The organism is Piscinibacter sp., from assembly GCF_047600445.1.
GTDB lineage: Bacteria > Pseudomonadota > Gammaproteobacteria > Burkholderiales > Burkholderiaceae_C > Piscinibacter.
Genome location: NZ_JASGKT010000002.1, coordinates 1,953,144 through 1,977,699 on the forward strand (window position 1 = coordinate 1,953,144; position 24,556 = coordinate 1,977,699).

Sequence of the window (24,556 nt, forward strand, 5' to 3'; positions counted from 1 at the left end):
CGGGCTCAGTAGTCCAGGCCCCAGTCGACGCGGATGCGGCGCGCCGGCAGGTCGACCTCGTCGACGTACTGCGCGACGAAGGGGATCAGGCGCTCGTCGCGCTCGGCCTGCCCGCCTTCGGGCAGCACGCGCAGCACGCTGTGCGCGCCGGTGTCGAGCAGGCCGACGACCGTGCCGAGCGGCTGCTCTTCGCGGTTGCGCACCGCCAGCCCGATCAGGTCGACCCAGTAGTACTCGCCGTCGCCGGCGCTGGGAAAGCTCGCGCGGCCGACGAAGACACGCGCGCCGCGCAGCGCCTCGGCGGCATCGCGGTCGGCGATGTCGGGCGAACGCGCGACCACGGCATCGCCGTGTTCCTTCGCCTCGGCGATCTTCAGCAGCGTGGGCAGGGCCGGTGCGCCGGGCCGCGGCGGCCGGGCATCGGCCGCGCCCTGGAGGAACCAGCGCTTCGAGGAGAACAGCGCCTGCGGGTCGGCGGCGAAGGGCTGGACCTTGAACCAGCCCTTCACGCCCCAGGCGCCGGTGATGCGAGCGACCTCGACGGCATCGTCGGGCCAGGCCGGGTCGGCCGCGCTCGCCATCGCGCGCCCGCTCAGGCGGCGGCGGTCTTCGCCTTGGCCTCGCCGACCAGGCGGGCGACGGTGGGCGACAGTTGCGCGCCGTTCTTGGCCCAGTGCTCGACGCGGTCGAAGGCCACGCGCAGCGGCTGCTCGGCGCCCGAGGCCACCGGGTTGTAGAAGCCCACGCGCTCGATGAAGCGGCCGTCGCGGCGATTGCGCGAGTCGGCGACGACGATGTTGTAGAACGGGCGCTTCTTGGCGCCGCCACGTGCGAGTCGGATCACGACCATGACTGTTTCCTCGAATCTGGGGTGACCGGCGACGCCAGGGACACGGCTGGAGCCAACGGATCGGGTTCTCTTGCTTTCGCCGCCGTAGATACGCCGGTCACCCGACCAGCCGGCAGCGAAACTCCGCATTATAGTCGGCCGCGCCCTTGCTTTCGCATTCCACCGCCATGCCGGTCTACAAATCCAAGACGCTCGCCACCTGGATCGCGGTGCTCGGCGGCACCTTCGGCCTGCACCGCTTCTACCTGCGCGGCCTGCGCGACCCCTGGGGCTGGCTGCACCTGCCGCCCGCGCTGCTCGGGCTGTACGGCGTGCAGCGCATGAACGAGCTGGGCCAGGACGACAAGCTCGCCTGGGCGCTGATCCCGCTGCTCGGCTTCACGATCGCCGCCGGCATGCTCGCCGCGATCGCGACCGGCCTGACGCCCGACGAGAAGTGGGACGCGCGCCACAACCCCGGCGCGCCGGCGCGGGCCACGCGCTGGGGCCCGGTGCTCGGCGTGATCGCCGCGCTGATGCTCGGCGCGGCGGCGCTGATGGCGACGGTGGCCTTCAGCGGGCAGCGCTACTTCGAATGGCAGGTGGAAGAAGGCCGCAAGATCAGCCAATGAGCAGGCCCCGCCCGCTTCACGCGAACAGCGCCAGGCTGACCCAGTAGAAGACGCCCGCGACGAAGGCCGAAGCCGGGATCGTGAAGATCCAGGCCCACACGATGTTGCCGGCGATGCCCCAGCGCACCGAGGAGGCGCGCCGCACCGAGCCGACGCCGACGATCGCGCCGGTGATGGTGTGCGTGGTCGACACCGGGATGCCCAGGCTGGTGGCGATGAACAGCGTCAGCGCCCCGCCGGTCTCGGCGCAGAAGCCGCCCACCGGCTTGAGCTTGGTGATCTTCTGGCCCATCGTCTTGACGATGCGCCAGCCGCCGAACATCGTGCCCATGCCGATGGCGAGGTAACAGACCCAGATCGTCCAGGCCGGCGGCAGCGTGTCGCCGGCCGACGAGTAGCCGGCGGCGATCAGCAGCATCCAGATGATGCCGATGGTCTTCTGCGCGTCGTTGCCGCCGTGGCCCAGGCTGTACAGGCCGGCCGAGGCGAGCTGCAGGCGGCGGAACCAGTTGTCCACGCGCAGCGGCGGCACGCGCCGGAACAGGTGCGCCACCAGCACCATCAGCAGCGAGCCGAACACGAAGCCGAGCAGCGGCGAGACGAAGATGAAGGCCACCGTCTTGAACACGCCGCCGGCCACCAGCGAGCCGGCGCCCGACTTGGCGATCACCGCGCCGACGATGCCGCCGATCAGCGCGTGCGACGAGCTCGACGGAATGCCGTACCACCAGGTGACCACGTTCCAGGCGATCGCGCCGACCAGCGCGCCGAACACCACGTGGTGGTCGACCACGCCGGGCACGACGATGCCCTTGCCGATGGTCGCCGCGACCTTGAGCTGGAAGATGAAGATCGCCACCACGTTGAAGAAGGCCGCGAACAGCACCGCCTGCTGCGGCTTGAGCACGCCGGTGGAGACCACGGTGGCGATAGAGTTGGCGGCGTCGTGGAAGCCGTTCATGAAGTCGAACGTCACCGCCAGCACGACCAGCAGCGCGACGACCCAGAAGGCGACCTGGATGTGATCCATGGCGGCGCGGCGCGCGGGCGCCGGGTCAGGCGTTCTCGAGGACGATGCCCTCGATCAGGTTGGCCACGTCCTCGCAGCGGTCGGAGATGGATTCGAGCTGCTCGTAGATCGCCTTGAGCTTGATCAGCTCGCGCACGTCGGTCTCCTCGCGGAACAGGCGCGACATCGCGCCGCGCATCACGCGGTCGGCGTCGCTCTCGAGCTTGTCGATCTCCTCGCAGGTCTTGATCGCCGCCTCGGCGGAGGCCGGCTGGCTGATCCGGGGCAGCAGCGACACCGCGTGCTGCACGCGCTCGCAGCACTTGGCCGACAGGTCGCCCAGGCGCAGCACCTCATCGGTCATCACGCGCACGTCGTACAGCGACAGGGTCTCGGTGGCGTCCTGCAGCAGGTCGAGGATGTCGTCCATCGCGTTGATCAGGCTGTGGATCTGCTCGCGGTCGATCGGCGTGATGAAGGTCTTGTGCAGCAGCCGGTTGACCTCGGCGGTGACGCGGTCGGCGCTGCGCTCGGCGGAGACCACCTCGCCGGCGTACTTCTCGCGCAGGTCGAGGTCGGCGTAGTTCTGGATCAGCAGGATGAAGGCGCGCGCGCCATCCACGATGTGCGCGCCGTGCTGGTTGAACAGCTCGAAGAAATTGCCCTCACGCGGCAGCAGCTTGCCGAACAGCATTCCCCTGACCCCTCCCGGTCGTCACACGCTCGTCACACTTTCGTCACCGGGCGAGTGTAGCGGCTGGCCGGTCCGCCTCAGGCCCTGAAGATGAAGTAGACCGCGCCGACCAGGCACAGCCCGGCCCAGACGAAGTCGAGCTTGAAGGGCTGCTGCATGTAGACCATCGCGAAGGGCACGAACACCGCCAGCGTGATCACCTCCTGCATGATCTTCAGTTGCGCCAGCGAGATGCCGCCGCCGAAGCCGATGCGGTTGGCCGGCACCTGCAGCAGGTATTCGAACAGCGCGATGCCCCAGCTCACCAGCGCGGCGACGTACCAGGGCTTGGCGGCGAGGTTCTTCAGGTGGCCGTACCAGGCGAAGGTCATGAAGACGTTCGAGGCCGCCAGCAGCACGATGGTCTGCAGGGAGACGGGGATGCCGTTCATGGCAGCAGCCTTTCGATGCGTTGGCCGGCCAGCGCCGGCAGCAGCGACGCCACCGCGCCGTGGCCGGGAATGACGAGCTGCGCCGCCAGCTCGGCCAGCGGCGCGAGCACGAAGGCGCGCTCGTGGGCGCGCGGGTGCGGCAGCGTCAGCTCGGGCGTGGCGAGCACGCTGCCGCCGTGCAGCAGCAGGTCGAGGTCTAGCGTGCGCGGCGCGTTGCGGTACGGGCGCCGGCGGCCGTGCGCCTGCTCGATGGCGTGCAGCGCGTGCAGCAGGGCCAGCGGTTCCAGCGCCGTGCGCAGCTCGGCGACGGCGTTGAGGTAGTCGGGTCCGCCGGCATCGACCGGCGCGCTGCGCCAGAGCGACGAGCGGCGCAGCAGCTCGGTGGCGGGCAGGGCCGCCAGCGCGTCGAAGGCGCTGGCCAGGGCGGCGCGCGCGTCGCCGAGGTTGGCGCCCAGGCCAACGTAGGCAAGGCTCGCGGCCATGGCGGCTCAGGCCGCGTCGGCGGCCGGCGGTGGCGGCGCGTCGCCCGCGCCGGAGCCGGCGGGTTTGCGGCGCCGGCGGCGCTTCTTGCGCGCCGGCTCGCCGCCCTCGCCCGCCGCGGTGCCGCCGCCGGCACTGGCAGCGCCGGCGCGCCGCGGGCCGTCGCGTTCGCGCGCCTGCTCGATCAGCGCCTCGCGCTCCTCGTCGCTGCCGAGCGAGAAATCCTCCCACCACTCGGCCAGTTCGGCATCGACCTCGCCCGCGTCGGCGCGCAGGCGCAGGAAGTCGAAGCCGGCACGGAAGCGCGGCTGCTCCGCCAGCGAGTACGGCACGCGCCCGCCGCGGCGCTCGAAGCGCGGCTGCATCATCCAGATCTCGCGCATGTCGGCGGCCAGCTTGCCGCGCCCGGAGATGTCGCCGATGCGCGCGTCGAAGGCGGCGTCTATGGCCTGCTGCAAGGCCGGGAACGGCGCCTCGCCCTGGGCGCGGATCTTCTTCCAGCGCTCCTGCACGTCGTGCCACAGCAGGCAGGCGAGCATGAAGCTCGGCGCCACCGGCTTGCCCTCGCCGACGCGGCGGTCGGTGTCGGCCAGCGCGAGCTGCACGAAGCGCTCGCGGCCGTCGTGGCGCTGCGCCTCGTCGAGCGCCACGTCGAGCACCGGGAACACGCCGCGGTGCAGGCCCTGCTTGCGCAGCTCCTCGATGCTGGCCAGCGCGTGGCCGGTCTGCAGCAGCTTGATCATCTCGTCGAAGGTGCGCGAGGCCGGCACGTTGTCGAGCAGCGCGGCCATCTCGCGGATCGGCGCGCGCGTCTTCGGCTCGATCTCGAAGCCGAGCTTGGCCGCGAAGCGCACCACGCGGATGATGCGCACCGGGTCTTCGCGGTAGCGCGTGGCCGGGTCGCCGATCATGCGCAGCAGCTTCTTCTTCGCGTCGGCCAGGCCGCCGTGGTAGTCGACCAGCAGCTCGCGCTGCGGGTCGTAGTACATCGCGTTGACGGTGAAGTCGCGCCGCGCGGCGTCTTCGATCTGCGGGCCCCAGACGTTGTCGCGCAGCACGCGCCCACTGGCGTCGACGACGCTGGTCTTGTCGGCCAGCTCGCCCTTGGAGGTCTTCTCGTTGCCGGCCACCTGCTCGGCGGCCGCGGCGTCGATCAGCGCGCGGAAGGTCGAGACCTCGATCACCTCGTGGTCGCGCCCGCGCCCGAACACCACGTGCACGATGCGAAAGCGCCGTCCGATGATGAAGGCGCGCCGGAACAGCGCCTTGACCTCCTCGGGCGTCGCGCTGGTGGCGACGTCGAAGTCCTTGGGGCGCAGGCCCAGCAGCAGGTCGCGCACCGCGCCGCCGACGATGTAGGCCTCGTGCCCGGCCTCGGCGAGCGTCCGGACCACCTTGACGGCGCGCTCGTCGACCAGCGCGGGGTCGATGCCGTGCTGCTCTTTCGTCACCTCGACGCGCTTGCCGCGCGCCGCGGCGCCGGCCTTCTTCGTCGTCGTGCCCTTGCCGAGCAGCTTGTCGATGAATTTCTTGATCATTCTTCGAAGAGTCTGAGGATGCGCCAGCCGCGCTCGCGCGCCACGGCTTCGAGCGCCGGCGACGGGTTGGTCGCCACCGGGTCGGTGGCCCGCTCGAGCAGCGGCAGGTCGTTGGGCGAGTCGCTGTAGACGCTGATGCGCTCGAAGTCGCCCCAGCCCCGGCCCGACCCGGCCAGCCATTCGCCGACGCGCGCCACCTTGCCCTCGCGGTAGCTCGGCGTGCCGGCGATGCGGCCCGTGATGGTAGCGCCCGGGCCGCGCTCGAGCCGCACCGCGATCAGCGTGTCTATGCCGAAGGCGCGCGCGATCGGCGCGGTGATGAAGTCGTTGGTGGCGGTGACCAGCGCCACCGCGTCGCCCCGGCGCTGGTGCTCGCGCACCAGTTCCAGCGCCTGCGGGCGCAGCGCCGGCTCGACCACCTCGCGCATGAAGCGGGCGTGCGCCGCGGCGCAGGCCTCGGGCCCGCGCGCGCGCAGCGGCGCGGTGGCGAATTCGACGTAGGCGTGGATGTCGAGCGCGCCGGCCTTGTACTGGGCGAAGAATTCGTCGTTGCGGCGGCGGAACGCCGCCTCGTCGACCCAGCCGAGGCGGATCACGAACTCGCCCCAGGCGTGGTCGGAGTCGAGCGGGATCAGCGTCTCGTCGAGGTCGAACAGCGTCAGGCTCGGCGGACTCATGGCGCGCCCTCCTCGGCGAGCATCAGCTTGAGCATGGGCACGGTGATGGCGCGCTTGTTGGCCAGCGAGAAGCGGTCGAGCCGGTCGAGCTGCGCCATCAGCGGCTTGAGGTTGCGCTCGAAGCGCGTCAGCAGGTAGTCCATCACCTCGTCGGAGAGAAACACGCCGCGCCGGTCGGCCTCGCGGCGCAGCGCGGCGCGCATCTCGGCCTCGGCCAGCGGCTGCAGCGCGAACACCGGGCCCCAGCCGAGGCGCGTGCGCAGGTCCTCGCGCAGCGGCAGGTCCACCGGCGGCACGCGCCCGGCCGCGGCCAGCGGGATGCCGTGCGTGGCGGCGTCGACGAACAGCGCGAAGGCGGCGTGCTGGCGCGCTTCGTCGAGCGCCTGACAGTCGTCGATCAGCAGCAGCGACCAGGCCTCGTCGAGCGTCCACGGCAGCGGCGCGGCCGGCTCGAACCAGCCGCTGCGCCGCCCCTGCGCGCGCGTCTGGCGCGCCAGCGCGTGCAGCAGGTGCGTCTTGCCGGCGCCGCTGGCGCCCCACAGGTAGTTCACCGGCGCGCGCTGCACGCCGCCGCCTTGCAGGTGCGCCAGCGCCGCGGCGTTGGGCCCGGCCAGATAGCTCGCGAAGCTCTGTTCGGGGCCGTCGCCGATCGCGCCGATGGCCAGCGGCAACTGCTTCATCCGCCGTACAAGGGGCCGGCCAGGTAGGCCGCCTTCACCCGGCGCACCGCCACCACCAGTAGCGAGCTGACCGGCAGCGCGATCAGCACGCCGACGAAGCCGAACAGGTGGCCGAAGGCCAGCAGCGCGAAGATCACCATCAGCGGGTTCATGCCGATGCGCTCGCCCACCAGGCGCGGCGTCAGCCACATGCTCTCGACCAGTTGCCCGATGCCGTACACCACCGCCACCGCGACCAGGCCGTACCAGCTCGCGAACTGCAGCACCCCGGCGAGCAGCGCCAGCGCCAGCCCGAGCCCGAATCCGAGGTAGGGAATGATCATCGCCAGCCCGGTGAACACACCCACCGGCAGCGCCAGGTCGAAGCCGAACAGCGCCAGCCCGATGCTGTAGAAGGCCGCCATGCTCAGCATCACCAGCAACTGGCCGCGCAGGTACTGGCCGAGCATGGCGTCGCATTCGTCGAGGAAGCCGATCACCCCCTCGCGCATGCGCGGCGGGATCAGCGCCTGCGCGCGCGCCACCAGGTTGGGCCAGTCGTCGAGCAGGTAGAACAGCACCACCGGCACCAGCATCAGGTTGCCGATCAGCGCCAGCACGATGCTGCCGCCGATGCGCGCCGAGCTGAGCGCGGCGGCCAGCCCGTCTTCCAGGTTGGCGTCGAGGTACTTCAGCACGAAGGCCTTGATGCCCGGGATGTCGAGCTGCACGTGGATGCCGAACTGCGCCAGCCAGGGCGCGACGCTGCGGTTGAGTTTGTCGGCCAGGACCGGGATCTGCTCGCGCAGCATCGGCAGTTCCTTGGAGATGATCGGCACGATCAGCAGCAGCACCGCCAGCAGCGCGACGATGAACAGCCCCTCGACCAGCAGCACCGTCACCACGCGCGGCACGCGCCGCGCCGCCAGGCGCTCGACCGCCGGGTGCAGCGCGTAGGCGAGCACCGCGCCGACGACGAAGGGCGTGAGCACCGGCGCGAGCAGCCACAGCAGCAGCGCCGCGGCGACGGCGATGGCGGCCCAGGCGAGGCTGCGGCGTTGTGCGAGGTTGGGTGTCATGCGGCCGCGCATTCTACGGGGCGGGGCCCCGCGCGGGCGGGCCGCTCAATGCAGGCGCGGCGAGCCGTGGCGGCGCAGTTCGGCCAGGCGCGCGGCGACGGCGGCGCGGTCCTGCGCCGCGCCGGCGTGCTCGAGGTAGGCGGCCAGGTCGTCGGCCGCCGAGCCGTTCATGCCCAGCTCGGCGTAGGCCAGGCCGCGGTCGCGCCGCTCGTCCCAGGCCTGCGGCAGCAGCAGCACCAGGCGATTGGCCACCGCCACGAGGCGCGGCCAGTCGTGCGCGCTGCGGTGGATCTCCTTCAGGTTGCGCAGCATGCGCGCGAGCACGTCGCGCGCCGGCGCGGCCTGCAGGAACAGGCCCAGCGGCACGTCGAACTCGCCGGTCAGGCCGCGGCTGCGCTTGTAGGGCAGCAACAGCTCGTCGAGTTCCTCGCGCGACAGCGACTGGCCGGTGAACGGGTCGATCACCACCTCGCCCTGCGACATCTTCAGCTTGACGAGGAAGTGCCCGGGAAAGGACACGCCGCGCGCATGCAGGCCGATCTGCGCGGCCAGCTCGACGTACAGCACGGCCAGCGTGATCGGAATGCCGCGGCGCGTCTCGACCACGCGGTGCAGGTAGCTGTTGGCCGGGTCGTAGTAGTCGTTGACGTTGCCGGCGAAACCCAGTTCCTGGAAGAAGAAGCGGTTCAGCCAGCGCAGCCGTTGCAGCGCGACGGCATCGGCGGGGATGCGGCGCCTGAGCTTGTCGGCCAGCGCATCGACCTCGGCCAGCACGCTCTGCGTGTCCAGCGCGGGGTAGTCGTCCTGCGCGATCGAGATCGCCGCCTCGAGCAGCGGCAGGCTGGCGTCGTCGGCCACCAGGCTGGCGAAATACTCCAGCACGCTGGGCGTCTCGAACTGCGGCGGACCGGCCATGAAACCAGTTTAGGGCCTGTTCACCCTACGGATGCCAGTGCGAACGGACCTGGCAGGGCGCAGGGCAAGGCGCGCGACGACGCCAAGCCTGGACGGCTTGGCTAGGAGCGCAACGCCGCCGTGCGCCCTGCCAGGCCCGTTCCCTGCGGGTTGCCCCGACAAAGCCCGCGCGCGGCGTTGCAAACCTTGCCCAGGCGTCCAGCCTGGGCTGCGCTTTGCGCCTTGCTCGCGGGCTTTGTCGGGGCAACGCATCTGGCATCCGTAGGGTGAACAGGCCCTAGCCGCGGCGCATGAACTCGCGAAGCTTGAGCCCGCTGGCCAGCAGCGTGCCGAAATACAGCGCCATCGCGCCGACGACGCAGGCGGCCAGCAGCCCGATGCGCGTCCAGGGCTGCACGCGCAGGCCGATCCAGTCGATCGCGCCCGCGGCCCACCACAGCGCGGCGCCCAGCAGCACGCAGGCCAGCACCACGCGCAGCGCAAACGCTCCCCAGCCCGGCCCGGGCGTGTACAGGCCCTTGCGGCGCAGCCCGACGAACAGCCAGGCGGCATTGACCAGCGCCCCCAGGCCGATCGACAGCGCCAGCCCGACGTGGCCGAGCCGGGGCACGAGCACGAGGTTCAGCGCCTGCGTCAGCGCCAGCACGACGATCGCGATGCGCACCGGCGTGCGGATGTCCTGGCGCGCGTAGAAGCCGGGCGCGAGGATCTTCACGCCGACCAGGCCCATCAGCCCGACGCCGTAGCCCATCAGCGCCAGCGAGGTGCGCTCGACGTCGTGCGGCGTGATCGCGCCGTAGTGGTACAGCACCGCCACCAGCGCGCGCGGGAACACCAGCAGCGCCACCGCGCAGGGCAGCGCCAGCAGCAGCACCAGGCGCAGGCCCCAGTCGAGCAGCCCGGAGTAGCGCGCGGCGTCGTCGCCGGCGCGCGCCGCCGAGAGCTGCGGCAGCAGCACCACGCCCAGCGCCACGCCCAGCAAGGCGGTCGGGAACTCCATCAGCCGGTCGGCGTAGGTCAGCCACGACACCGCGCCGACACCCTGATACGAGGCGATCTGCGTGTTGATCAGCAGCGACAACTGCGCCACCGACACGCCCAGCAGCGCCGGCGCCATCTGCCTCAGGATGCGCCCCACGCCCGGGTGCGTCCAGGCGGCGCGCAGCGCGCGCGGCCCCAGCCCGATGCGCGGCAGGCAGCCGATGCGCGCCAGCGCCGGCACCTGCACCGCGAGCTGCAGCACGCCGCCGGCCATCACGCCGACGGCCAGCGCGTAGATCGGCGCGATGCCGTGCCGCTCGAGCAGCGGCGCGAGGCCCCAGGCGGCGGCGATCACCGCCAGGTTCAGCAGCACCGGCGTGGCCGCCGGCACCGCGAAGCGCTTCCAGGTGTTCAGGATGCCGGCCGAGAGCGCCACCAGCGACATGAAGCCGATGTAGGGGAACATCACGCGCGTCATCAGCACCGCGTCGTCGAAGCGCTGCAGGCCCGAGGCGATCGCCCACACCACCAGCGGCGCCGCCAGCACGCCGGCCACGCAGGTCAGCAGCAGCGCCCAGAACAGCACCGTGGCCACCGCGTCGACCAGCCGGTGCGTGGCCTCGTCGCCGTCGCGCGTGCGCGTCTCGGCCAGGATGGGCACGAAGGCCTGCGAGAACGCGCCTTCGGCGAACAGCCGGCGCAGCAGATTGGGAATGCGGAAGGCGACCTGGAAGGCGTCCATGAAGCCGCCGGCGCCGAAGCTGGCGGCGAGGATCGCCTCGCGGGCCAGCCCGGTGATGCGCGAGGCCAGCGTGAAGAGCGAAACGGTGGAGGCGGCCCGCAGAAGATTCATCCGTGGCGCCCGGCCGTTCCGAAGCCACGCAGCGCCCCCTCGGGGGGCAGCGAACGAAGTGAGCTTGGGGGTTCCATTCAGGCGGCGGATTATAGGGAGCGGCCGCATGTGCTATATTCGCGGTCTTTGCTCCACCCCGGACAGACGCTACAGCATGGCCACCTCCTCCAAAGCCAAGAAGAAGACCGTTCGCATCGCGTCGGGCCGCAAGCGCGCCCGCCAGGACGTCAAGCTCAACGCCGCCAACACCGCGCTGCGCTCGAAGTTCCGCACCGTCGTCAAGAACGTCCAGAAGGCCGTCGTCTCGGGCGACAAGTCCAAGGCCGCCGACCTCTTCAAGACCGCCCAGAGCGTGATCGACTCGGTGGCCGACAAGGGCATCTTCCACAAGAACAAGGCGGCCCGCCACAAGAGCCGCCTGGCCGCCAAGGTCAAGGCGCTCGCCGCCGCCTGATCAATTTCCCGGGTGGGAAGAAAGCCGAAGGGCCCGCGACAGCGGGCCCTTTGTCATTGGGGCCCTGCCTCTGCGGCCTCGCGCGTTTGCAGGTGGTTGTCGCGGGCGAAGTTCATCACGAAGTCCCAGGCCATCGGCTCGATGTCGCGCAGCGCCTCGCTGACGATCACGCACTTCACGCCATCGACCACGCGCGGCACGCAGTACGGCGAGTAGCCGATGTAGGCGGCGATGCCGCTTCTCACGCCGTCGGGGCGGAAGCAGGCCATCGCGCCGGCCAGCCGCTCGGCCCAGTCGCTCGGGCGGAAGGTCTTGCCTTCGAGCGTGACGCCCTGGATGTAGATCTGGCGGGGTGGTTTGGGCGCGGTCATGGACAGGGGCGGTCGACGGCCGCCATTGTGCCGCCGCCGTGCTGCAACGCAGCAAGAGCGATGCCGGCCGACCGGACGCGGCCTTTAGAATCGGCGGTTCGCTCATGACGCCCGATACGGCGCTGGAGAACCGATGAACGCCCCGGAACAAGTGCCCGCGAACCCCGAGCCGCACGTGATGAAGACCTACGGGCGACTGCCGGTGGCGCTGTCGCACGGCCGAGGCTGCTGGGTCTGGGACACCGAGGGCCGGAAGTACCTCGACGGGCTGGGCGGCATCGCGGTGAACACCTTGGGGCATGCGCACCCCAAACTGGTGCCTGCCTTGCAGGACCAGGTGTCCAAGCTGATCCACAGCTCCAACTACTACCTGGTGCCCTTGCAGGAGCAGCTTGCCGCCAGGCTGTGCGAGATCTCCGGCTTGGCCAACGTGTTCTTCTGCAGCACCGGGCTGGAGGCCAACGAGGCGGCGCTGAAGATCGCGCGCAAGTTCGGGCACGACAAGGGCATAGCCCGGCCCGAGATCGTCGTCTACGAGCGCGCCTTCCACGGCCGCTCGATCGCCACGCTGTCGGCCACCGGCAACCCCAAGGTGCAGGCCGGCTTCGGCCCGCTGGTGGAGGGTTTTCCGCGCGTGCCGCTGAACGACGTGGCGGCGATCGAAAAACTGGCGGCGAGCAACCCGAACATCGTCGCGGTGTTCCTGGAGGTGATCCAGGGCGAAGGCGGCATCAACCCGGCCACGGCCGACTACCTGCGCGCGGTGCGCCGGCTCTGCGACGACAAGGGCTGGCTGCTGATGCTCGACGAGGTGCAGTGCGGCATCGGCCGCACCGGCAAGTGGTTCGCGCACCAGTGGGCCGGCATCCAGCCCGACGTGATGCCGCTGGCCAAGGGCCTGGGCTCGGGCGTGCCGATCGGCGCGGTGGTGTGCGGACCGCGCGCGGCCACGGTGCTGGGCCCCGGCAACCACGGCACCACCTTCGGCGGCAACCCGCTGTCGATGCGCGCCGGCGTCGAGACGTTGCGCATCATGGAAGAAGAAGGCCTGCTCGCCAACGCCGCCACGGTGGGCGCGGCGCTCAAGGCCGGGCTGCAGCGCGAGCTGGCGGGCGTCGACGGCGTGGTCGAGGTGCGCGGCCAGGGCCTGATGCTGGGCATCGAGCTGGCGCGGCCCTGCGGCGAACTGCTCGGCCGCGCCGCGCAGGCCGGGCTGATGCTCAGCGTCACCGCCGACAAGGTGGTGCGCCTGGTGCCGCCGCTGATCCTGTCGCAAGACGAGGCGGCGCAGATCGTCGCCATCCTCTGCCCGCTGATCAAGAGCTTCCTCGCCGAGCCGGCGACCCAGGCGTGACGGCGATGAAGCCCGGCATGAGCCTGATGAAGCACTACCTGCAGTTCAAGGACCTGCGCGAGCAGGAGTACGCCTACCTGTTCGAGCGCACCGCGATCATCAAGAGGCGCTTCAAGAACTACGAGAAGTACCAGCCGCTGGTCGACCGCACGCTGGCGATGATCTTCGAGAAGGCCAGCACGCGCACGCGCGTCAGCTTCGAGGCCGGCATGTACCAGATGGGCGGCTCGGTGGTGCACCTGACCACCGGCGACAGCCAGCTCGGCCGCGCCGAGCCGATCGAGGACAGCGCGCGCGTGATCAGCCGCATGGTCGACATCGTGATGATCCGCACCTACGAGCAGACCAAGCTCGAGCGCTTCGCCGCGCATTCGCGCGTGCCGGTGATCAACGGCCTGACCAACGAATACCACCCGTGCCAGATCCTGGCCGACGTGTTCACCTTCATCGAGCAGCGCGGCGACATCCGCGGCAAGACCGTGGCCTGGGTGGGCGACGGCAACAACATGGCCAACACCTGGTTGCAGGCGGCCGACATCCTCGGCTTCACGCTGCACGTCAGCACGCCCGGCGGCTACGAGCTCGACCCGACGGTGGCCGGCGTCGCGAACCCGACCTGCCTGAAGAGCTTCAAGAGCCCGCTGGCCGCCTGCGAGGGCGCGCACCTGGTCACCACCGACGTCTGGACCAGCATGGGCTACGAGGCCGAGAACGAGGTGCGCATGAAGGCCTTCGCCGACTGGCGCGTCGACGCGCGCATGATGGCGGTGGCGCAGCCCGACGCGCTGTTCATGCACTGCCTGCCGGCGCACCGCGGCGAGGAGGTCGAGGCCGAGGTGATCGACGGCCCGCAGTCGGTGGTCTGGGACGAGGCCGAGAACCGCATGCACGTGCAGAAGGCCCTGATGGAATACCTGCTGCTGGGACGCATCGGATGAAGCCCCCGAGCTCACTCCGTTCGCGGCCCCCCGAGGGGGCGCGGCTGCGCTTGGGGCGGCCCGACGCGCAGCCATGAAACTCGCGCTGATCGCCGACCTGCACGCCAACCGCGAATCGGTGGGCGCGGTGATGGCGCACGCCGCCGCGCAGGGCATCGACAAATACGTCTTCCTCGGCGACTTCGTCGGCTACGGCGCCGACCCGGGCTGGGTGGTCGACCTGGTGCGCGAGCACGTCGCGCGCGGCGCGGTCGCGGTGATGGGCAACCACGACGCGGCCGTGGTGCAGGGCCCGCTGCCGACCATGATTCCCGAGGCGCGCCAGGTGGTGGAGTGGACACGCGCCCGGCTCGACGCCGCGCAGATGGAATTCCTCGCGACGCTGCCGATGTCGGTGAGCGACGCGGACCGCCTTTACGTGCACGCCAACGCCTTCGCGCCGTCGGAATGGGCCTACGTGCTCGGCCGCATGGAGGCGGTGCGCAGCCTGCAGGCCACCGGCGCGCGCTTCACCTTCTGCGGCCACGTGCACGACCCCAAGCTGTTCCACCTCACCGGCACCGGCAAGATCGGCGACTTCGTGCCCAGCGACGGCATGCCCATCCCCCTGTCGGAGCAGCGCCGCTGGCTGGTCATCCCCGGCTCGGCCGGCCAGCCGCGCGACGGCAACCCGGCCGCCTGCTACGCCACCTTCGACACCGCGGGCAGCGTCCTCACCTACTTCCGCGTGCCCTACGACACCGAGGCGGCCGGCGCGAAGATCCGCGCGGCCGGCCTGCCGCAACGCCTGGCACAACGGCTCGCCCATGGAGAGTGACGCGCAGCAGGAGGAACCGACGTCCAGCGCCGGCCAGCGGCTCGAGCCCGGCCAGGTCATCGACGGCTTCCGTCTCGAGGAACATCTCCATCAGGGCGGCATGGCGCACCTGTGGCGCGTCACCCGCGCCGAGGGCGACGACGGCGCGCCGCTGATCATGAAGGTGCCGCGCATCAAGGGCGGCGACGACCCGGCCACCATCGTCGGCTTCGAGGTCGAGCAGATGATCATGCCGACGCTGTCGGGCGTGCACGTGCCGAAGTTCGTCGCCAAGGGCGACTTCACGCGCCAGCCCTACATCGTGATGGAGCACATCCCGGGCGCCTCGCTGCGCGCGCGCTTCGACGCCGCGCCGCTGCCGCTGGACGAGGTGATCGAGATCGGCAGCCGCGTCGCCACCGCGCTGCACGACCTGCACCGCCAGCACGTGATCCACCTCGACGTGAAGCCCAGCAACATCCTGTTCCGCCCCGGCGGCGAGGCGGTGCTGGTCGACTTCGGCCTGTCGCGCCACGACAGGCTGCCCGACCTGCTCGACGAGGAATTCGAGCTGCCGATGGGCACCGGGCCCTACATGTCGCCCGAGCAGGTGCAGTTCGTGCGCAACGACGCGCGCAGCGACCTGTTCGCGCTCGGCGTGCTGATGTACCACCTGGCCACCGGCGAGCGACCGTTCGGCAACCCCAGCACCGTGCGCGGGCTGCGCCAGCGCCTGTACCAGGAGCCGGTGCCGCCGCGCGCGCTGCGCCCCGACATGCCGCCGTGGCTGCAAGAGGTGATCCTGCGCTGCCTGGCGGTGCAGCCGGCCGACCGCCACCAGACCGCCGCGCAGCTCGCCTTCGACCTGCAGAACCCGACGCAGGTGAAGCTCACCGAGCGCGCCGAGCGCATGCAGAAGAAGAGCGGCGGCCTGAGCACCTTCAAGCGCTGGTTCAGCGCCCTCGGCGGCGAGCCGGTGACGATCGCCAGCGCCGCCGAGCAGACCGAGCGCAGCCCGATCATCCTGGCCGCCGTCGACGTGGGCGGCGCCACGCCGGCGCTGCTGGAAGCAGTGCGCCACACCGTGCAGCGCCTGCTCAGCACCGAGCCCGGCGCGCGCCTGGCCTGCCTGGCGGTGATGAAGACCAACCGCATCGCCACCGACGAGCTGATGGAAGCCGACGGCAGCAGCAAGCACGTCAACCTGCTGGTCAAGCTCAAGCACTGGGCGCACCCGCTGCAACGCGCGATCGAGCCGCAGCAGCGCGAGCCGCAGGACGGGCGCGTGACCTTCCACGTGCTGGAGGCGCCCGACGCGGCCGGCGCGATCGTCGACTACGCGCGTAAGAACCAGGTCGACCACATCGTGATGGGCGCGCGCAGCAGCGGCGGCCTGCGGCGCTACCTGGGCAGCGTCTCGGCCGAGGTGGTGGCGCACAGCGACTGCACCGTCACCGTGGTGCGCGCCGCCGCGGACGACTGAACCCCGGCGCGCCTATGGCCGACAACCCCTGCACGCGCTGCGGCGCCTGCTGCGCGAGCTTCCGCGTCGACTTCGCCGTCGAGGAACTGGAAAGCCGCGGCGGCACGGTGCCCGAAGGCCTGGCCGTCGAACTCAACGAGCGCACCTGCCGCATGCGCGGCACCGACCACGCCCGGCCGCGCTGCGCGGCCCTGGTGGGCACGGTGGGCGAACGCGCCCACTGCGGCATCTACGAATGGCGCCCCTCGCCGTGCCGCGAGTTCGGCCTGCGCGCGCCGCTCGGCCTGGGCGACGAGGCCTGCGCCCGGGCGCGCGCGCGCCACGGGCTGGCGGCGCTGCCGGCTTAGCCCCTCGGCCGCGGCACCGGCCCGGGCCGCAGCAGCGCGGCCTGCCATTCGCGCCGCAGCCGCTCGTCGTCGTCGCGCCCTTCGTCGACCTGCAGGCCGAGGCGCAGTTCGCGGCTGGATTCGTACCAGCCCGGGCCGCAGTCCTCGGCCTCGTCGCCAGGCTGCATCATGCGGAAGCGGCGCAGGAACAGCTCCTGCGAGGCGCGGCGCCGGCACAGCTCGGCGATGCGGGTGATGAGTCGGGCCATCGTGTCCTCCAGCGTGGGCTTGCTGGAAGACAGTCTTGCGAGACGCGCCCCGGCGCGCCATCGCCCTGGCGTGTCACCCGGGCGTTGCCCCTCGCGGCCCTCCCCCGCGCGGGGGAGTGCAGTAGGCCCCTAGACCGGCACCACGCTCACCGCCACGTCCATCGCCTGCGCGCCGCCGCCGAGGATCACGCCGCGCAGCGGCACCACGTCGGCGAAGTCGGCGCCCCAGGCGAGCGTGATGTAGCGCGCGTCGGCGAGCTGGCCGTTGGTGGGGTCGAACTCCACCCAGCCGTGCCGCGGCGACCACGCCGCCACCCAGGCGTGCGAGGCGTCCACCCCCATCAGGCGGGGCTGGCCGGGCGGCGGGTCGGTGAGCAGGTAGCCCGACACGTAGCGCGCCGGCAGGCCCCAGCCGCGCAGCGCGGCGAGCATCAGGTGGGCGAAGTCCTGGCACACGCCGCGGCGCTCGCGCAGCACCTCGTCCACCGGGGTGCCGACGCCGGTGACGCCGCTGCGGAACTCGAACTCGGCGTGGATGCGCCGCATCAGCGCCGTCACCGCGGCCAGCCAGTCGCGCCCCGGCGCGAGCGAGTCGGCCGCGTAGCGCCGCGCGGCGTCCGACAGCGGCAGCAGCGCGGTCGCCTCGGCGACGCGCAGCGCATCGAGTTCGAGCGGCGCGCCGGGCCGCGCCAGCAGCGCGCACACCTCCTCCCACGGCTGCGCCGCGTCCTCGGCCAGCGGCGGCCGTGCGCCGACCTCCACCTCGCAGCGCATGCGCACGCCCAGGCCGCGGTGCGCGCGGTGCAGGCCGAAGTGGGTGACGGTGTTGCCCCAGGCGTCGGGGCCGTCGTGGCGCTCGTCGGGGCGCGGCTCGATGTCGATGGCGTGCGCCAGCAGCTTCTGCCACGGCAGCGTGCGCGGCGTCAGCCGCGCGCGCTGCCACGACTGCGACACCGGCGCGTCGTAGGCGTAGCGCGTCTCGTGCTCGACGCGATAACGAATCATGTCGGCCCGCCCTGCCGCGCTGAATGCAGTTGCACTCATCTCATGCGACCAGCGACAGCACCGAGCGCGAGGCCGCGTGCGAGAAGAACTTCAGCGTCAGCTCGTCCGACACGCTGCCGGCGATGCGCTGCAACTGGTCGAGCAGCGCGGCCAGCGCCTCGCTCTCGGGGTGCAGGTCGGCCGGCGTCAGCGCGGCCAGCGCGGCGCGGCCGGGCGCCACCACGTCGGCGGCGAAGCGGCCGTGGCGCGCTTCGAGCTTGTCGACGTACTCGGCCAGGCCCTTGACCTGGAAGGCCAGCGAGCGCGGCACGGCCTCGTCGCACACTAGCAGGTCCAGCGTCGGCAGCCATTCGGGCGCGGCGAGGTAGCGCGAGCGGTAGGTGACCGACGAATCGGCCCATTGCAGCAGCCACTCCAGGCCCTGGTCGCGGCCTTCGTGCGTGGCCACGCGCAGCGCGGCGCACAGGTTCCACAGCCGCTCGATGCGCCGGCCCATCGACAGGAAGCGCCAGCCGGTGCCGCGTGTCATGCCGTCGAGCACGAAGCCCGACAGCGTGACCATCGCCGTCACCGCGCGGTCCAGCCAGGCCAGCGCCAGCGGCAGGCGCAGCGTGGCCGAGGCCGCGCCGCGCTGGAACACCGGGTCGGCGATCAACTGGTTGATGGTGCGCCAGTGGTCGGCCGAGAGGCGGTCGCGCAGGCTGAAGGCGACGCGCGACACCTCGCGCAGCCGCTCGGCCAGCGCGCCCTCGGGATGGGTGGCGGCGCGCAGCAGCGCGAGCGCGGCGTCGTCGCCGGCCGCGTCGGCGTCGATCAGCCCGAGCCGCGCGCACAGCGCGCGCGCGGCCGGCGCGCCGTCGCAGCCCTCGTCGTCGAGATGCGCCTCGATCGCCACGCGCAGCAGCCGCGCGGTGGCGTCGGCGCGTTCGCCGTAGCGGCCGAACCAGAACAGGCTCTCGGCGCTGCGCGACGGCAGGTTGGCGCGCGAGCCGACCAGCGCCTGCGGCGTCACCGTGCGGGTCAGCAGCGAGAAGGCGGCGTTGACCGGCGCGTCCGACAGCACCCAGGTGTCCTTCGAGCGGCCGCCGTGCTGCATCGCGATCATGCGCGGCTCGCCCTCGCCGGCCACGCGCGCCAGCCCGCCGGGCATCACGCGCCAGCCGTCCGGCGTGGCGACGGCGAAGACGCGCAGCCCCACGGTGCGCGCGCCCAGCAGCTCGCGGCCGTGCGCGCCGCGCTCCAGCACCGGCGCCTGCGAGACGTGCACCCACTCCTGCGCCACGTAGCGCTGCGGCCGCGCCGCGACGCGCTCGCGCAGCCGCGCGCGCGCGGCGGCGTCGAGGTCGGCGCCGAACAGCGAGGGCTCGCGCGACGAGCGCTCGATCGGCTTGATCAGCACCTGGTCGAGCCGCCGCCAGGCGTCTTCCAGCGCGGCCGGCTCGCCCAGCCACCAGGTGGCGACGGAGGGCAGCCGCAGCGGCTCGCCGAGCAGCCGCTCGGCCAGCGCCGGCAGGTAGCCGAGCAGCGCGCCCGACTCCAGCACGCCCGAGCCCAGCGCGTTGGCCACCAGCACGCTGCCGCGCCGCGCGCACTCGGTCAGGCCGGCGACGCCGAGCGCCGAGTCGGAGCGCAGTTCGAGCGGGTCGCAGTAGTCGTCGTCCTGGCGGCGCAGCAGCGCGTGCACGCGCTGCAAGCCTTCGACGGTCTTCATCCACACGCAGCCGTCGCGCACGGTGAGGTCGCTGCCCTCGACCAGCGCGATGCCGAGGTAGCGCGCGATCAGCGCGTGCTCGAAGTAGGTTTCGTTGAAGGGGCCGGGCGTCAGCAGCGCGATCTGCGGCGTGGCGTCGCCGGGGCCGCCACGCGGCGCCCAGCGCAGCAGCGCGTCCTTCAGCGCGGCGAAGAAGGCGGCCAGGTGCTGCACGCGCAGCTCGCGGAACATCTGCGGGAACACGCGCGAGACCAGCAGCCGGTTCTCCAGCGCGTAGCCGGCGCCCGAGGGCGCCTGCGTGCGGTCGCCCACCACCCACCAGCGGCCGTCTGGCGAGCGCGCCAGGTCGGCGGCGTAGTGGAACAGGTGCACGCCGCCGGGCGGCCGTATGCCCTGCGCGGCGCTCAGGAAGCCGGCGTGGCCGAACACCGCGGCCGGCGGGATCGCGCCCGAGTGCAGCAGCGCCTGGTCGCCGTACAGGTCGGCCAGCACGCGGTTGAGCAGCTCGGCGCGCTGCGCGATGCCCTCTTCGATGAACTGCCACTCGTGCGCCGGCAGCAGCAGCGGCAGCGGGTCGACCTGCCAGGGCCGGTCGCGCCCCTGCGGGTCGGCGTAGACGTTGTAGGTGATGCCGTTCTCGCGCACCTCGCGCTCGGTCAGCGCCAGCGTGTCGGCCAGGCCGCCGGCGCCGCGCGCGGCCAGCGCGCGCAGGAAGGCATCCCAGTGCGCGCGCGGCTGCCCCGCATGCGCGAGCGCCTCGTCGTAGCGTCCGCTTTGCGCGGCGTACGTGGCGAGCAGGGAGGGCAGCAGCGGCATCAGCTCATGGCGGGAGGTGGGCTCAGGATTGTCGCCGCAGGTCGAGCGTGAACGGGAAGTCGGGGTTGCGTTCGTCGCGCGGCAGCGGCATCACACCGGGCGTGTGGCCGATGCGGAAGAAGCGCGCCAGCCGCCGCGCCTCGGCCTCGTGCGCGTTGACCGGGAAGGTGGCGTAGTTGCGCCCGCCCGGATGCGCCACGTGGTACTGGCAGCCGCCCATCGAGCGGCTCATCCAGGTGTCGACGAGGTCGAAGCTCAGCGGCGCGTGCACGCCGATGGTCGGGTGCAGCGCCGAGGGCGGGTTCCAGGCGCGGTAGCGCACCGCGCCGACGAACTCGCCGACGCGCCCGGTGGGCTGCAGCGGCACGACGCGGCCGTTGCAGGTGAGCACGTGGCGGTCGCCCACCAGGCCGGTGGCCAGCAGTTGCAGCCGCTCCACCGACGAATCGACGAAACGCACCGTGCCGCCGACCGCGCCCTCCTCGCCCATCACGTGCCAGGGCTCCAGCGCCAGGCGCATCTCGACCTCGACGCCCTGCGCGGCGAAGTCGCCCAGGCGCGGGAAGCGGAAGTTCAGGTGCGGCGCGAACCACTCCAGCTTCATCGCGTGGCCGAAGTCGTTCAGCTCCTGCACCACGTCGGCCAGGTCGGCCCAGACGAAGTACGGCAGCATGAAGCGGTCGTGCAGCTCGGTGCCCCAGCGCTTCAGGCGCGCCGGCCGGTACGGCTGCTGCCAGAAGCGCGCGATCAGCGAGCGCATCAGCAACTGCTGCGTCAGGCTCATGCGCGCGTGCGGCGGCATCTCGAAGGCGCGCATCTCCAGCAGGCCGAGCCGGCCGGTCGGGCCGTCGGGCGAGTACAGCTTGTCGATGCAGAACTCGGCGCGGTGGGTGTTGCCGGTCACGTCGATCAGCAGGTTGCGCATCAGCCGGTCGATCAGCCACGGCGGGCAGGCCGCCGGGCCGAGCGCGGCCTGCCGCTGCAGTTCGGCGAAGGCGATCTCGATCTCGTAGACCGAGTCGTTGCGCGCCTCGTCGATGCGCGGCGCCTGGCTGGTCGGGCCGATGAACAGGCCCGAGAACAGGTAGCTCAGCGAGGGGTGGTTGTGCCAGTAGGCCACCATGCTGGCCAGCAGGTCGGGCCGGCGCAGGAAGGGCGAGTCGGCCACCGTCGCGCCGCCGAGCACGAAGTGGTTGCCGCCGCCGGTGCCGGCGTGGCGGCCGTCGAGCATGAACTTCTCGGTGGACAGGCGCGTCTCGTGCGCCGCCTGGTACAGGTGCGTGGTCTGGTCGACCAGTTCCTCCCACGAATGCGCCGGGTGGATGTTGACCTCGATGACACCCGGGTCGGGCGTGACGCGCAGCGTCGCCAGGCGCGGGTCGCGCGGCGGCTCGTAGCCTTCGAGGACCAGCGGCAGCTTCATCTCCACCGCGGTGTCCTCCACCGCCGCGACGATCTCGAGATAGTCCTCCAGCGCCGAGGTCGGCGGCATGAAGACGTAGAGCCGGCCGTCGCGCGGCTCGGCGCACAGCGCGGTGCGGGTGATCCAGCCGGCCGACTCGAAGGGCTGCGGCGCGCGCGCCGCGGCGGGCGGCGGCGCGCCCTCCTCGTCGAGCGTGCCGAAGCCGCTGGCGCCGAAACCCGAGCTGCGCTGCGCCGCGCGCGAGCGCTCGGCGAAGCTGGCCAGCGGCTGCGCCCGCTCGCCCTCGCCGGGGGCCCGCTCGGCGAAGCGCAGCCGGCGGTACGGCGGCAGCGGCGCGAAAGGCTGGCTCTGGTCGGGCTGGTGCAGCCAGGGCCAGTCGGCGGCCGAGGCCCAGGGCTGCGAATCCAGCGGCAGCCGGTAACCCAGCGCCGAATCGCCCGGCACCAGGTAGCAGCGCTCGGCGCGCAGGAACCATGGGCCGGTCTGCCAGCGCGCCGGGCCCTGCGTGGCGCGCGCGATCGGCAGCACGTGGCCGGCCACCTTGTCCAGCCCCTGCGCGAACACCTTGCGCAGGCGCTCGCGCTCCAGCGGGTCGTCCAGCCGCGCGTCGAAGGGGTCGACGTTGCTCGGCAGCTTGCGCTCGCGCCACAGGTAGTACCAGGTGTCCTCGTAGGCCGGGAAGACGTACTTCGTCTCGAGCGCGAGGCGCCGCGCCACGCCTTCGAGGAAGCGCTGCGCCTGCGCGTCGGTGACGCCGTAGCGCTGGTGCTCGTCGGCGAACAGCTCCGGGTGCGTCCAGACCGGCTCGCGGTCCTTGCGCCAGAACAGGTTCAGGCTCCAGCGCGGCAACTGCTCGCCCGGGTACCACTTGCCCTGGCCGTAGTGCAGCAGGCCGCCGTCGCCGTACTTGGCGCGCAGCTTGGCCAGCAGCTCGGCCGCCAGCAGGCGCTTGGTGGGGCCCAGCGCCTCGGTGTTCCACTCCGCGCCGTCGCGGTCGTCGACCGAGACGAAGGTCGGCTCGCCGCCTTGCGTCAGGCGCACGTCGTGCGCGCGCAGCTCGGTGTCGACGCGGTGGCCGAGCGCCTCGATCTCGCTCCACTGCGCGTCGCTGTAGGGCAGCGTCACGCGCGGCGCCTCCCACACGCGCGAGACCTGCATGTGGTGCTCGAACTCGGTCTCGCATTCGTCGAGCGCGCCGGTCACCGGCGCGGCCGAGCCGGGGTCGGGCGAGCAGGCCAGCGGGATGTGGCCCTCGCCGGCCAGCAGCCCCGAGGTCGGGTCCAGGCCGATCCAGCCGGCGCCGGGCAGGTAGACCTCGCACCAGGCGTGCAGGTCGGTGAAGTCGACCTCGGTGCCGCTGGGCCCGTCGAGCGCCTTGACGTCGCTCTTGAGCTGGATCAGGTAGCCCGAGACGAAACGCGCCGCGAAGCCGAGGTGGCGCAGCAACTGCACCAGCAGCCAGCCGCTGTCGCGGCACGAGCCGCTGGCCTTGGCCAGCGTCTGCTCGGGCGTCTGCACGCCCGGCTCCATGCGGATCAGGTAGCCGATGTCCTTCTGCACGCGCTGGTTCAGCTCGACCAGGAAGTCGGTGGTCTGCTTCTTCGCGCGCGGGATGCTCTCCAGGTACTTCGAGAACAGCGGCGTCGCCTCGCCCTTCAGCCGGTACGGCGCCAGCTCGTGCGCCAGCGACGGGTCGTACTCGAAGGGGAAGTGCTCGGCCGAGGGTTCGAGGAAGAAGTCGAAGGGGTTCAGCACCGACATCTCGGCGACCAGGTCGACCTCGATGCGGAAGCTGGTGGTCTTGTCCGGGAACACCAGCCGCGCGAGGTAGTTGCTCTGCGGGTCCTGCTGCCAGTTGATGAAGTGCGTGGCCGGCTCGATGCGCATCGAGTAGCTCAGGATGCGCGTGCGCGAGTGCGGCGCCGGGCGCAGGCGGACCACCTGCGGGCCGAGGTTCACGGGCCGGTCGTACCGGTAGTGGGTCACGTGGTTGAGCGCGACGTGGATGGACATTCAAGGCTCCGGGGGTGATATCAGCACGCGCACGCGCAGCGTCTCGTCGCCGCCGCCCTCGCGCACGCCGCGCACGGGCGCGCAGGCGGCGTAGTCGGGGCCCACGGCCAGGCGCACGTGGCGCTCGTCCATCGTGCAGGCGTGGGTGACGTCGATCGACAGCCAGCGGCGCGCGTCGGGGTCGACGCAGACGTCGGCCCAGGCGTGGCTGCCCAGTTCCTGCGCCTGCGGCGAGTGGAAATAGCCGCTGACGTAGCGCGCCGGCACGCCGGCGGCGCGGCAGGCGGCGATGAAGGCGTGCGCATGGTCCTGGCAGACGCCGGCGCCGAGCGCGAAGGCCTCGGCCGCGGTGGTGCCGACGTGCGTGGCGCCGGCGCGCCAGGCGATGCGGCCGGCCACCGCCGCGGCCAGCGCCAGCAGCGCGGCCTCGTCGACGCGCCTGCCGCCCAGGTGCGCGCGGGCCAGCCCGGCGAGCGCCGCGTCGGCGGCGGTCAGCGCGGTGGCGCGCCGGTACAGCGCCGGCGGCGGCGCGCCGGGTTCGTCGACCAGCAGCGCGGCGGGCGAGGTCTGCACGATGCCGTGCGCGGTGATGCTGCCGCGGTAGACGTGCCGGCCGCCGCGCACGCGCGCCATGCTCCAGCTGTGCGCGAGGTTGCCCCAGCCGTCGCGCTGCGCGAACAGCGGCCCGGGCGCGCTGAGCTGCCAGCTTCGCACTTCCTGGTGCGCGTTGGCCTGCGGCGTCAGGCACAGGTGCTGCAGCGCGTACTGCAGCGGCGCGCTGTACTCGTAGTGCGTCTCGTGGCGGATGCTGAGTTCCATC

General features: G+C 72.1%; 25 protein-coding genes. 7 read left to right on the forward strand and 18 right to left on the reverse strand.

Features of this window, described 5'->3' with window-relative positions; translation table 11 throughout:
- Window positions 1-5: 5 nt before the first annotated feature.
- On the reverse strand, window positions 6-581 hold the full coding sequence (rimM, locus tag QM792_RS13315; RefSeq protein WP_415150586.1) for a ribosome maturation factor RimM: 576 nt from the start codon (window positions 579-581) through the stop codon (window positions 6-8).
- 11 nt (window positions 582-592) lie between these two features.
- Entirely contained in the window at window positions 593-850 is a 258-nt protein-coding gene (gene rpsP / locus QM792_RS13320; RefSeq protein WP_415150587.1) for a 30S ribosomal protein S16, read from the reverse strand.
- Window positions 851-1,017: 167 nt separating this feature from the next.
- On the opposite strand from rpsP, the gene QM792_RS13325 reads away from it, so the two are divergent.
- Window positions 1,018-1,461, forward strand: coding sequence for a hypothetical protein (locus tag QM792_RS13325; protein WP_415150588.1), 444 nt, complete (start codon window positions 1,018-1,020; stop codon window positions 1,459-1,461).
- Between the two features lie 16 nt (window positions 1,462-1,477).
- On the opposite strand, the gene QM792_RS13330 is transcribed toward QM792_RS13325, so the two are convergent.
- From QM792_RS13330 to murJ, 10 genes are all read right to left on the reverse strand, one after another.
- Complete coding sequence (locus QM792_RS13330; RefSeq protein WP_415150589.1) at window positions 1,478-2,491, reverse strand: inorganic phosphate transporter; 1,014 nt, start codon at window positions 2,489-2,491, stop codon at window positions 1,478-1,480.
- 25 nt (window positions 2,492-2,516) lie between these two features.
- A complete protein-coding gene (locus QM792_RS13335) occupies window positions 2,517-3,164 on the reverse strand; it encodes a DUF47 domain-containing protein (RefSeq protein WP_415150590.1) in 648 nt (215 codons plus the stop codon).
- A gap of 77 nt (window positions 3,165-3,241) precedes the next feature.
- Entirely contained in the window at window positions 3,242-3,595 is a 354-nt protein-coding gene (locus QM792_RS13340) for a DMT family protein (protein ID WP_415150591.1), read from the reverse strand.
- Entirely contained in the window at window positions 3,592-4,077 is a 486-nt protein-coding gene (gene folK, locus QM792_RS13345; protein ID WP_415150592.1) for a 2-amino-4-hydroxy-6-hydroxymethyldihydropteridine diphosphokinase, read from the reverse strand. Before folK ends, QM792_RS13340 begins: the two co-directional genes overlap by 4 nt.
- A 6-nt stretch (window positions 4,078-4,083) precedes the next feature.
- A complete protein-coding gene (gene pcnB / locus QM792_RS13350; protein ID WP_415150593.1) occupies window positions 4,084-5,613 on the reverse strand; it encodes a polynucleotide adenylyltransferase PcnB in 1,530 nt (509 codons plus the stop codon).
- Complete coding sequence (locus QM792_RS13355) at window positions 5,610-6,290, reverse strand: HAD family hydrolase (protein WP_415150594.1); 681 nt, start codon at window positions 6,288-6,290, stop codon at window positions 5,610-5,612. Before QM792_RS13355 ends, pcnB begins: the two co-directional genes overlap by 4 nt.
- Window positions 6,287-6,970 carry a DnaA regulatory inactivator Hda gene (gene hda / locus QM792_RS13360; RefSeq protein WP_415150595.1) on the reverse strand — a complete coding sequence of 228 codons (684 nt, stop codon included), beginning with the start codon at window positions 6,968-6,970 and terminating at the stop codon, window positions 6,287-6,289. The genes QM792_RS13355 and hda overlap by 4 nt, the downstream gene beginning before the upstream one ends.
- On the reverse strand, window positions 6,967-8,028 hold the full coding sequence (locus QM792_RS13365) for an AI-2E family transporter (protein WP_415150596.1): 1,062 nt from the start codon (window positions 8,026-8,028) through the stop codon (window positions 6,967-6,969). The genes hda and QM792_RS13365 overlap by 4 nt, the downstream gene beginning before the upstream one ends.
- 45 nt (window positions 8,029-8,073) lie before the next feature.
- On the reverse strand, window positions 8,074-8,943 hold the full coding sequence (locus QM792_RS13370; RefSeq protein WP_415150597.1) for a SirB1 family protein: 870 nt from the start codon (window positions 8,941-8,943) through the stop codon (window positions 8,074-8,076).
- A gap of 277 nt (window positions 8,944-9,220) precedes the next feature.
- On the reverse strand, window positions 9,221-10,777 hold the full coding sequence (gene murJ / locus QM792_RS13375; RefSeq protein WP_415150598.1) for a murein biosynthesis integral membrane protein MurJ: 1,557 nt from the start codon (window positions 10,775-10,777) through the stop codon (window positions 9,221-9,223).
- Window positions 10,778-10,931: 154 nt separating this feature from the next.
- On the opposite strand from murJ, the gene rpsT reads away from it, so the two are divergent.
- Window positions 10,932-11,231, forward strand: coding sequence for a 30S ribosomal protein S20 (gene rpsT / locus QM792_RS13380; protein ID WP_415150599.1), 300 nt, complete (start codon window positions 10,932-10,934; stop codon window positions 11,229-11,231).
- Window positions 11,232-11,284: 53 nt separating this feature from the next.
- Here rpsT and QM792_RS13385 read toward each other — a convergent pair whose 3' ends face one another.
- Entirely contained in the window at window positions 11,285-11,602 is a 318-nt protein-coding gene (locus QM792_RS13385) for a DUF3579 domain-containing protein (protein WP_415150600.1), read from the reverse strand.
- A 133-nt stretch (window positions 11,603-11,735) separates the two neighbouring features.
- On the opposite strand from QM792_RS13385, the gene QM792_RS13390 reads away from it, so the two are divergent.
- The 5 genes from QM792_RS13390 to QM792_RS13410 all read left to right on the forward strand — a co-directional run bounded on the left by QM792_RS13390 (window position 11,736) and on the right by QM792_RS13410 (window position 16,520).
- Window positions 11,736-12,956, forward strand: coding sequence for an aspartate aminotransferase family protein (locus QM792_RS13390; protein WP_415150601.1), 1,221 nt, complete (start codon window positions 11,736-11,738; stop codon window positions 12,954-12,956).
- Window positions 12,957-12,961: 5 nt separating this feature from the next.
- Window positions 12,962-13,894, forward strand: a complete 933-nt coding sequence (gene argF / locus QM792_RS13395) for an ornithine carbamoyltransferase (RefSeq protein WP_415150602.1) — start codon at window positions 12,962-12,964, stop codon at window positions 13,892-13,894.
- A gap of 73 nt (window positions 13,895-13,967) precedes the next feature.
- Window positions 13,968-14,711, forward strand: a complete 744-nt coding sequence (locus QM792_RS13400; RefSeq protein WP_415150603.1) for a metallophosphoesterase family protein — start codon at window positions 13,968-13,970, stop codon at window positions 14,709-14,711.
- Window positions 14,701-16,173, forward strand: coding sequence for a protein kinase domain-containing protein (locus tag QM792_RS13405; RefSeq protein WP_415150604.1), 1,473 nt, complete (start codon window positions 14,701-14,703; stop codon window positions 16,171-16,173). The genes QM792_RS13400 and QM792_RS13405 overlap by 11 nt, the downstream gene beginning before the upstream one ends.
- A gap of 14 nt (window positions 16,174-16,187) precedes the next feature.
- Window positions 16,188-16,520 carry a YkgJ family cysteine cluster protein gene (locus QM792_RS13410; protein ID WP_415150605.1) on the forward strand — a complete coding sequence of 111 codons (333 nt, stop codon included), beginning with the start codon at window positions 16,188-16,190 and terminating at the stop codon, window positions 16,518-16,520.
- Here QM792_RS13410 and QM792_RS13415 read toward each other — a convergent pair.
- The 5 genes from QM792_RS13415 to QM792_RS13435 all read right to left on the reverse strand — a co-directional run bounded on the left by QM792_RS13415 (window position 16,517) and on the right by QM792_RS13435 (window position 24,555).
- Window positions 16,517-16,768, reverse strand: coding sequence for a hypothetical protein (locus tag QM792_RS13415; protein WP_415150606.1), 252 nt, complete (start codon window positions 16,766-16,768; stop codon window positions 16,517-16,519). The genes QM792_RS13410 and QM792_RS13415 overlap by 4 nt on opposite strands.
- A 129-nt stretch (window positions 16,769-16,897) precedes the next feature.
- Window positions 16,898-17,773: a transglutaminase family protein gene (locus QM792_RS13420; RefSeq protein ID WP_415150607.1), complete on the reverse strand. Its 876-nt coding sequence runs from the start codon at window positions 17,771-17,773 to the stop codon at window positions 16,898-16,900.
- Window positions 17,774-17,813: 40 nt separating this feature from the next.
- A complete protein-coding gene (locus QM792_RS13425; RefSeq protein ID WP_415150608.1) occupies window positions 17,814-20,300 on the reverse strand; it encodes a circularly permuted type 2 ATP-grasp protein in 2,487 nt (828 codons plus the stop codon).
- A 22-nt stretch (window positions 20,301-20,322) separates the two neighbouring features.
- Complete coding sequence (locus QM792_RS13430) at window positions 20,323-23,736, reverse strand: DUF2126 domain-containing protein (RefSeq protein ID WP_415150609.1); 3,414 nt, start codon at window positions 23,734-23,736, stop codon at window positions 20,323-20,325.
- Window positions 23,737-24,555, reverse strand: a complete 819-nt coding sequence (locus QM792_RS13435; RefSeq protein WP_415150610.1) for a transglutaminase family protein — start codon at window positions 24,553-24,555, stop codon at window positions 23,737-23,739. It abuts the gene before it with no gap.
- Window position 24,556 lies beyond the last annotated feature (1 nt).

Bases quoted from the DNA above. Each gene is read 5' to 3' on its own strand.
- rimM (WP_415150586.1), bottom strand. From the start codon at position 581: ATGGCGAGCGCGGCCGACCCGGCCTGGCCCGACGATGCCGTCGAGGTC.
- rpsP (WP_415150587.1), bottom strand. From the start codon at position 850: ATGGTCGTGATCCGACTCGCACGTGGCGGCGCCAAGAAGCGCCCGTTC.
- QM792_RS13325 (WP_415150588.1), top strand. From the start codon at position 1,018: ATGCCGGTCTACAAATCCAAGACGCTCGCCACCTGGATCGCGGTGCTC.
- QM792_RS13330 (WP_415150589.1), bottom strand. From the start codon at position 2,491: ATGGATCACATCCAGGTCGCCTTCTGGGTCGTCGCGCTGCTGGTCGTG.
- QM792_RS13335 (WP_415150590.1), bottom strand. From the start codon at position 3,164: ATGCTGTTCGGCAAGCTGCTGCCGCGTGAGGGCAATTTCTTCGAGCTG.
- QM792_RS13340 (WP_415150591.1), bottom strand. From the start codon at position 3,595: ATGAACGGCATCCCCGTCTCCCTGCAGACCATCGTGCTGCTGGCGGCC.
- folK (WP_415150592.1), bottom strand. From the start codon at position 4,077: ATGGCCGCGAGCCTTGCCTACGTTGGCCTGGGCGCCAACCTCGGCGAC.
- pcnB (WP_415150593.1), bottom strand. From the start codon at position 5,613: ATGATCAAGAAATTCATCGACAAGCTGCTCGGCAAGGGCACGACGACG.
- QM792_RS13355 (WP_415150594.1), bottom strand. From the start codon at position 6,290: ATGAGTCCGCCGAGCCTGACGCTGTTCGACCTCGACGAGACGCTGATC.
- hda (WP_415150595.1), bottom strand. From the start codon at position 6,970: ATGAAGCAGTTGCCGCTGGCCATCGGCGCGATCGGCGACGGCCCCGAA.
- QM792_RS13365 (WP_415150596.1), bottom strand. From the start codon at position 8,028: ATGACACCCAACCTCGCACAACGCCGCAGCCTCGCCTGGGCCGCCATC.
- QM792_RS13370 (WP_415150597.1), bottom strand. From the start codon at position 8,943: ATGGCCGGTCCGCCGCAGTTCGAGACGCCCAGCGTGCTGGAGTATTTC.
- murJ (WP_415150598.1), bottom strand. From the start codon at position 10,777: ATGAATCTTCTGCGGGCCGCCTCCACCGTTTCGCTCTTCACGCTGGCC.
- rpsT (WP_415150599.1), top strand. From the start codon at position 10,932: ATGGCCACCTCCTCCAAAGCCAAGAAGAAGACCGTTCGCATCGCGTCG.
- QM792_RS13385 (WP_415150600.1), bottom strand. From the start codon at position 11,602: ATGACCGCGCCCAAACCACCCCGCCAGATCTACATCCAGGGCGTCACG.
- QM792_RS13390 (WP_415150601.1), top strand. From the start codon at position 11,736: ATGAACGCCCCGGAACAAGTGCCCGCGAACCCCGAGCCGCACGTGATG.
- argF (WP_415150602.1), top strand. From the start codon at position 12,962: ATGAAGCCCGGCATGAGCCTGATGAAGCACTACCTGCAGTTCAAGGAC.
- QM792_RS13400 (WP_415150603.1), top strand. From the start codon at position 13,968: ATGAAACTCGCGCTGATCGCCGACCTGCACGCCAACCGCGAATCGGTG.
- QM792_RS13405 (WP_415150604.1), top strand. From the start codon at position 14,701: ATGGAGAGTGACGCGCAGCAGGAGGAACCGACGTCCAGCGCCGGCCAG.
- QM792_RS13410 (WP_415150605.1), top strand. From the start codon at position 16,188: ATGGCCGACAACCCCTGCACGCGCTGCGGCGCCTGCTGCGCGAGCTTC.
- QM792_RS13415 (WP_415150606.1), bottom strand. From the start codon at position 16,768: ATGGCCCGACTCATCACCCGCATCGCCGAGCTGTGCCGGCGCCGCGCC.
- QM792_RS13420 (WP_415150607.1), bottom strand. From the start codon at position 17,773: ATGATTCGTTATCGCGTCGAGCACGAGACGCGCTACGCCTACGACGCG.
- QM792_RS13425 (WP_415150608.1), bottom strand. From the start codon at position 20,300: ATGCCGCTGCTGCCCTCCCTGCTCGCCACGTACGCCGCGCAAAGCGGA.
- QM792_RS13430 (WP_415150609.1), bottom strand. From the start codon at position 23,736: ATGTCCATCCACGTCGCGCTCAACCACGTGACCCACTACCGGTACGAC.
- QM792_RS13435 (WP_415150610.1), bottom strand. From the start codon at position 24,555: ATGGAACTCAGCATCCGCCACGAGACGCACTACGAGTACAGCGCGCCG.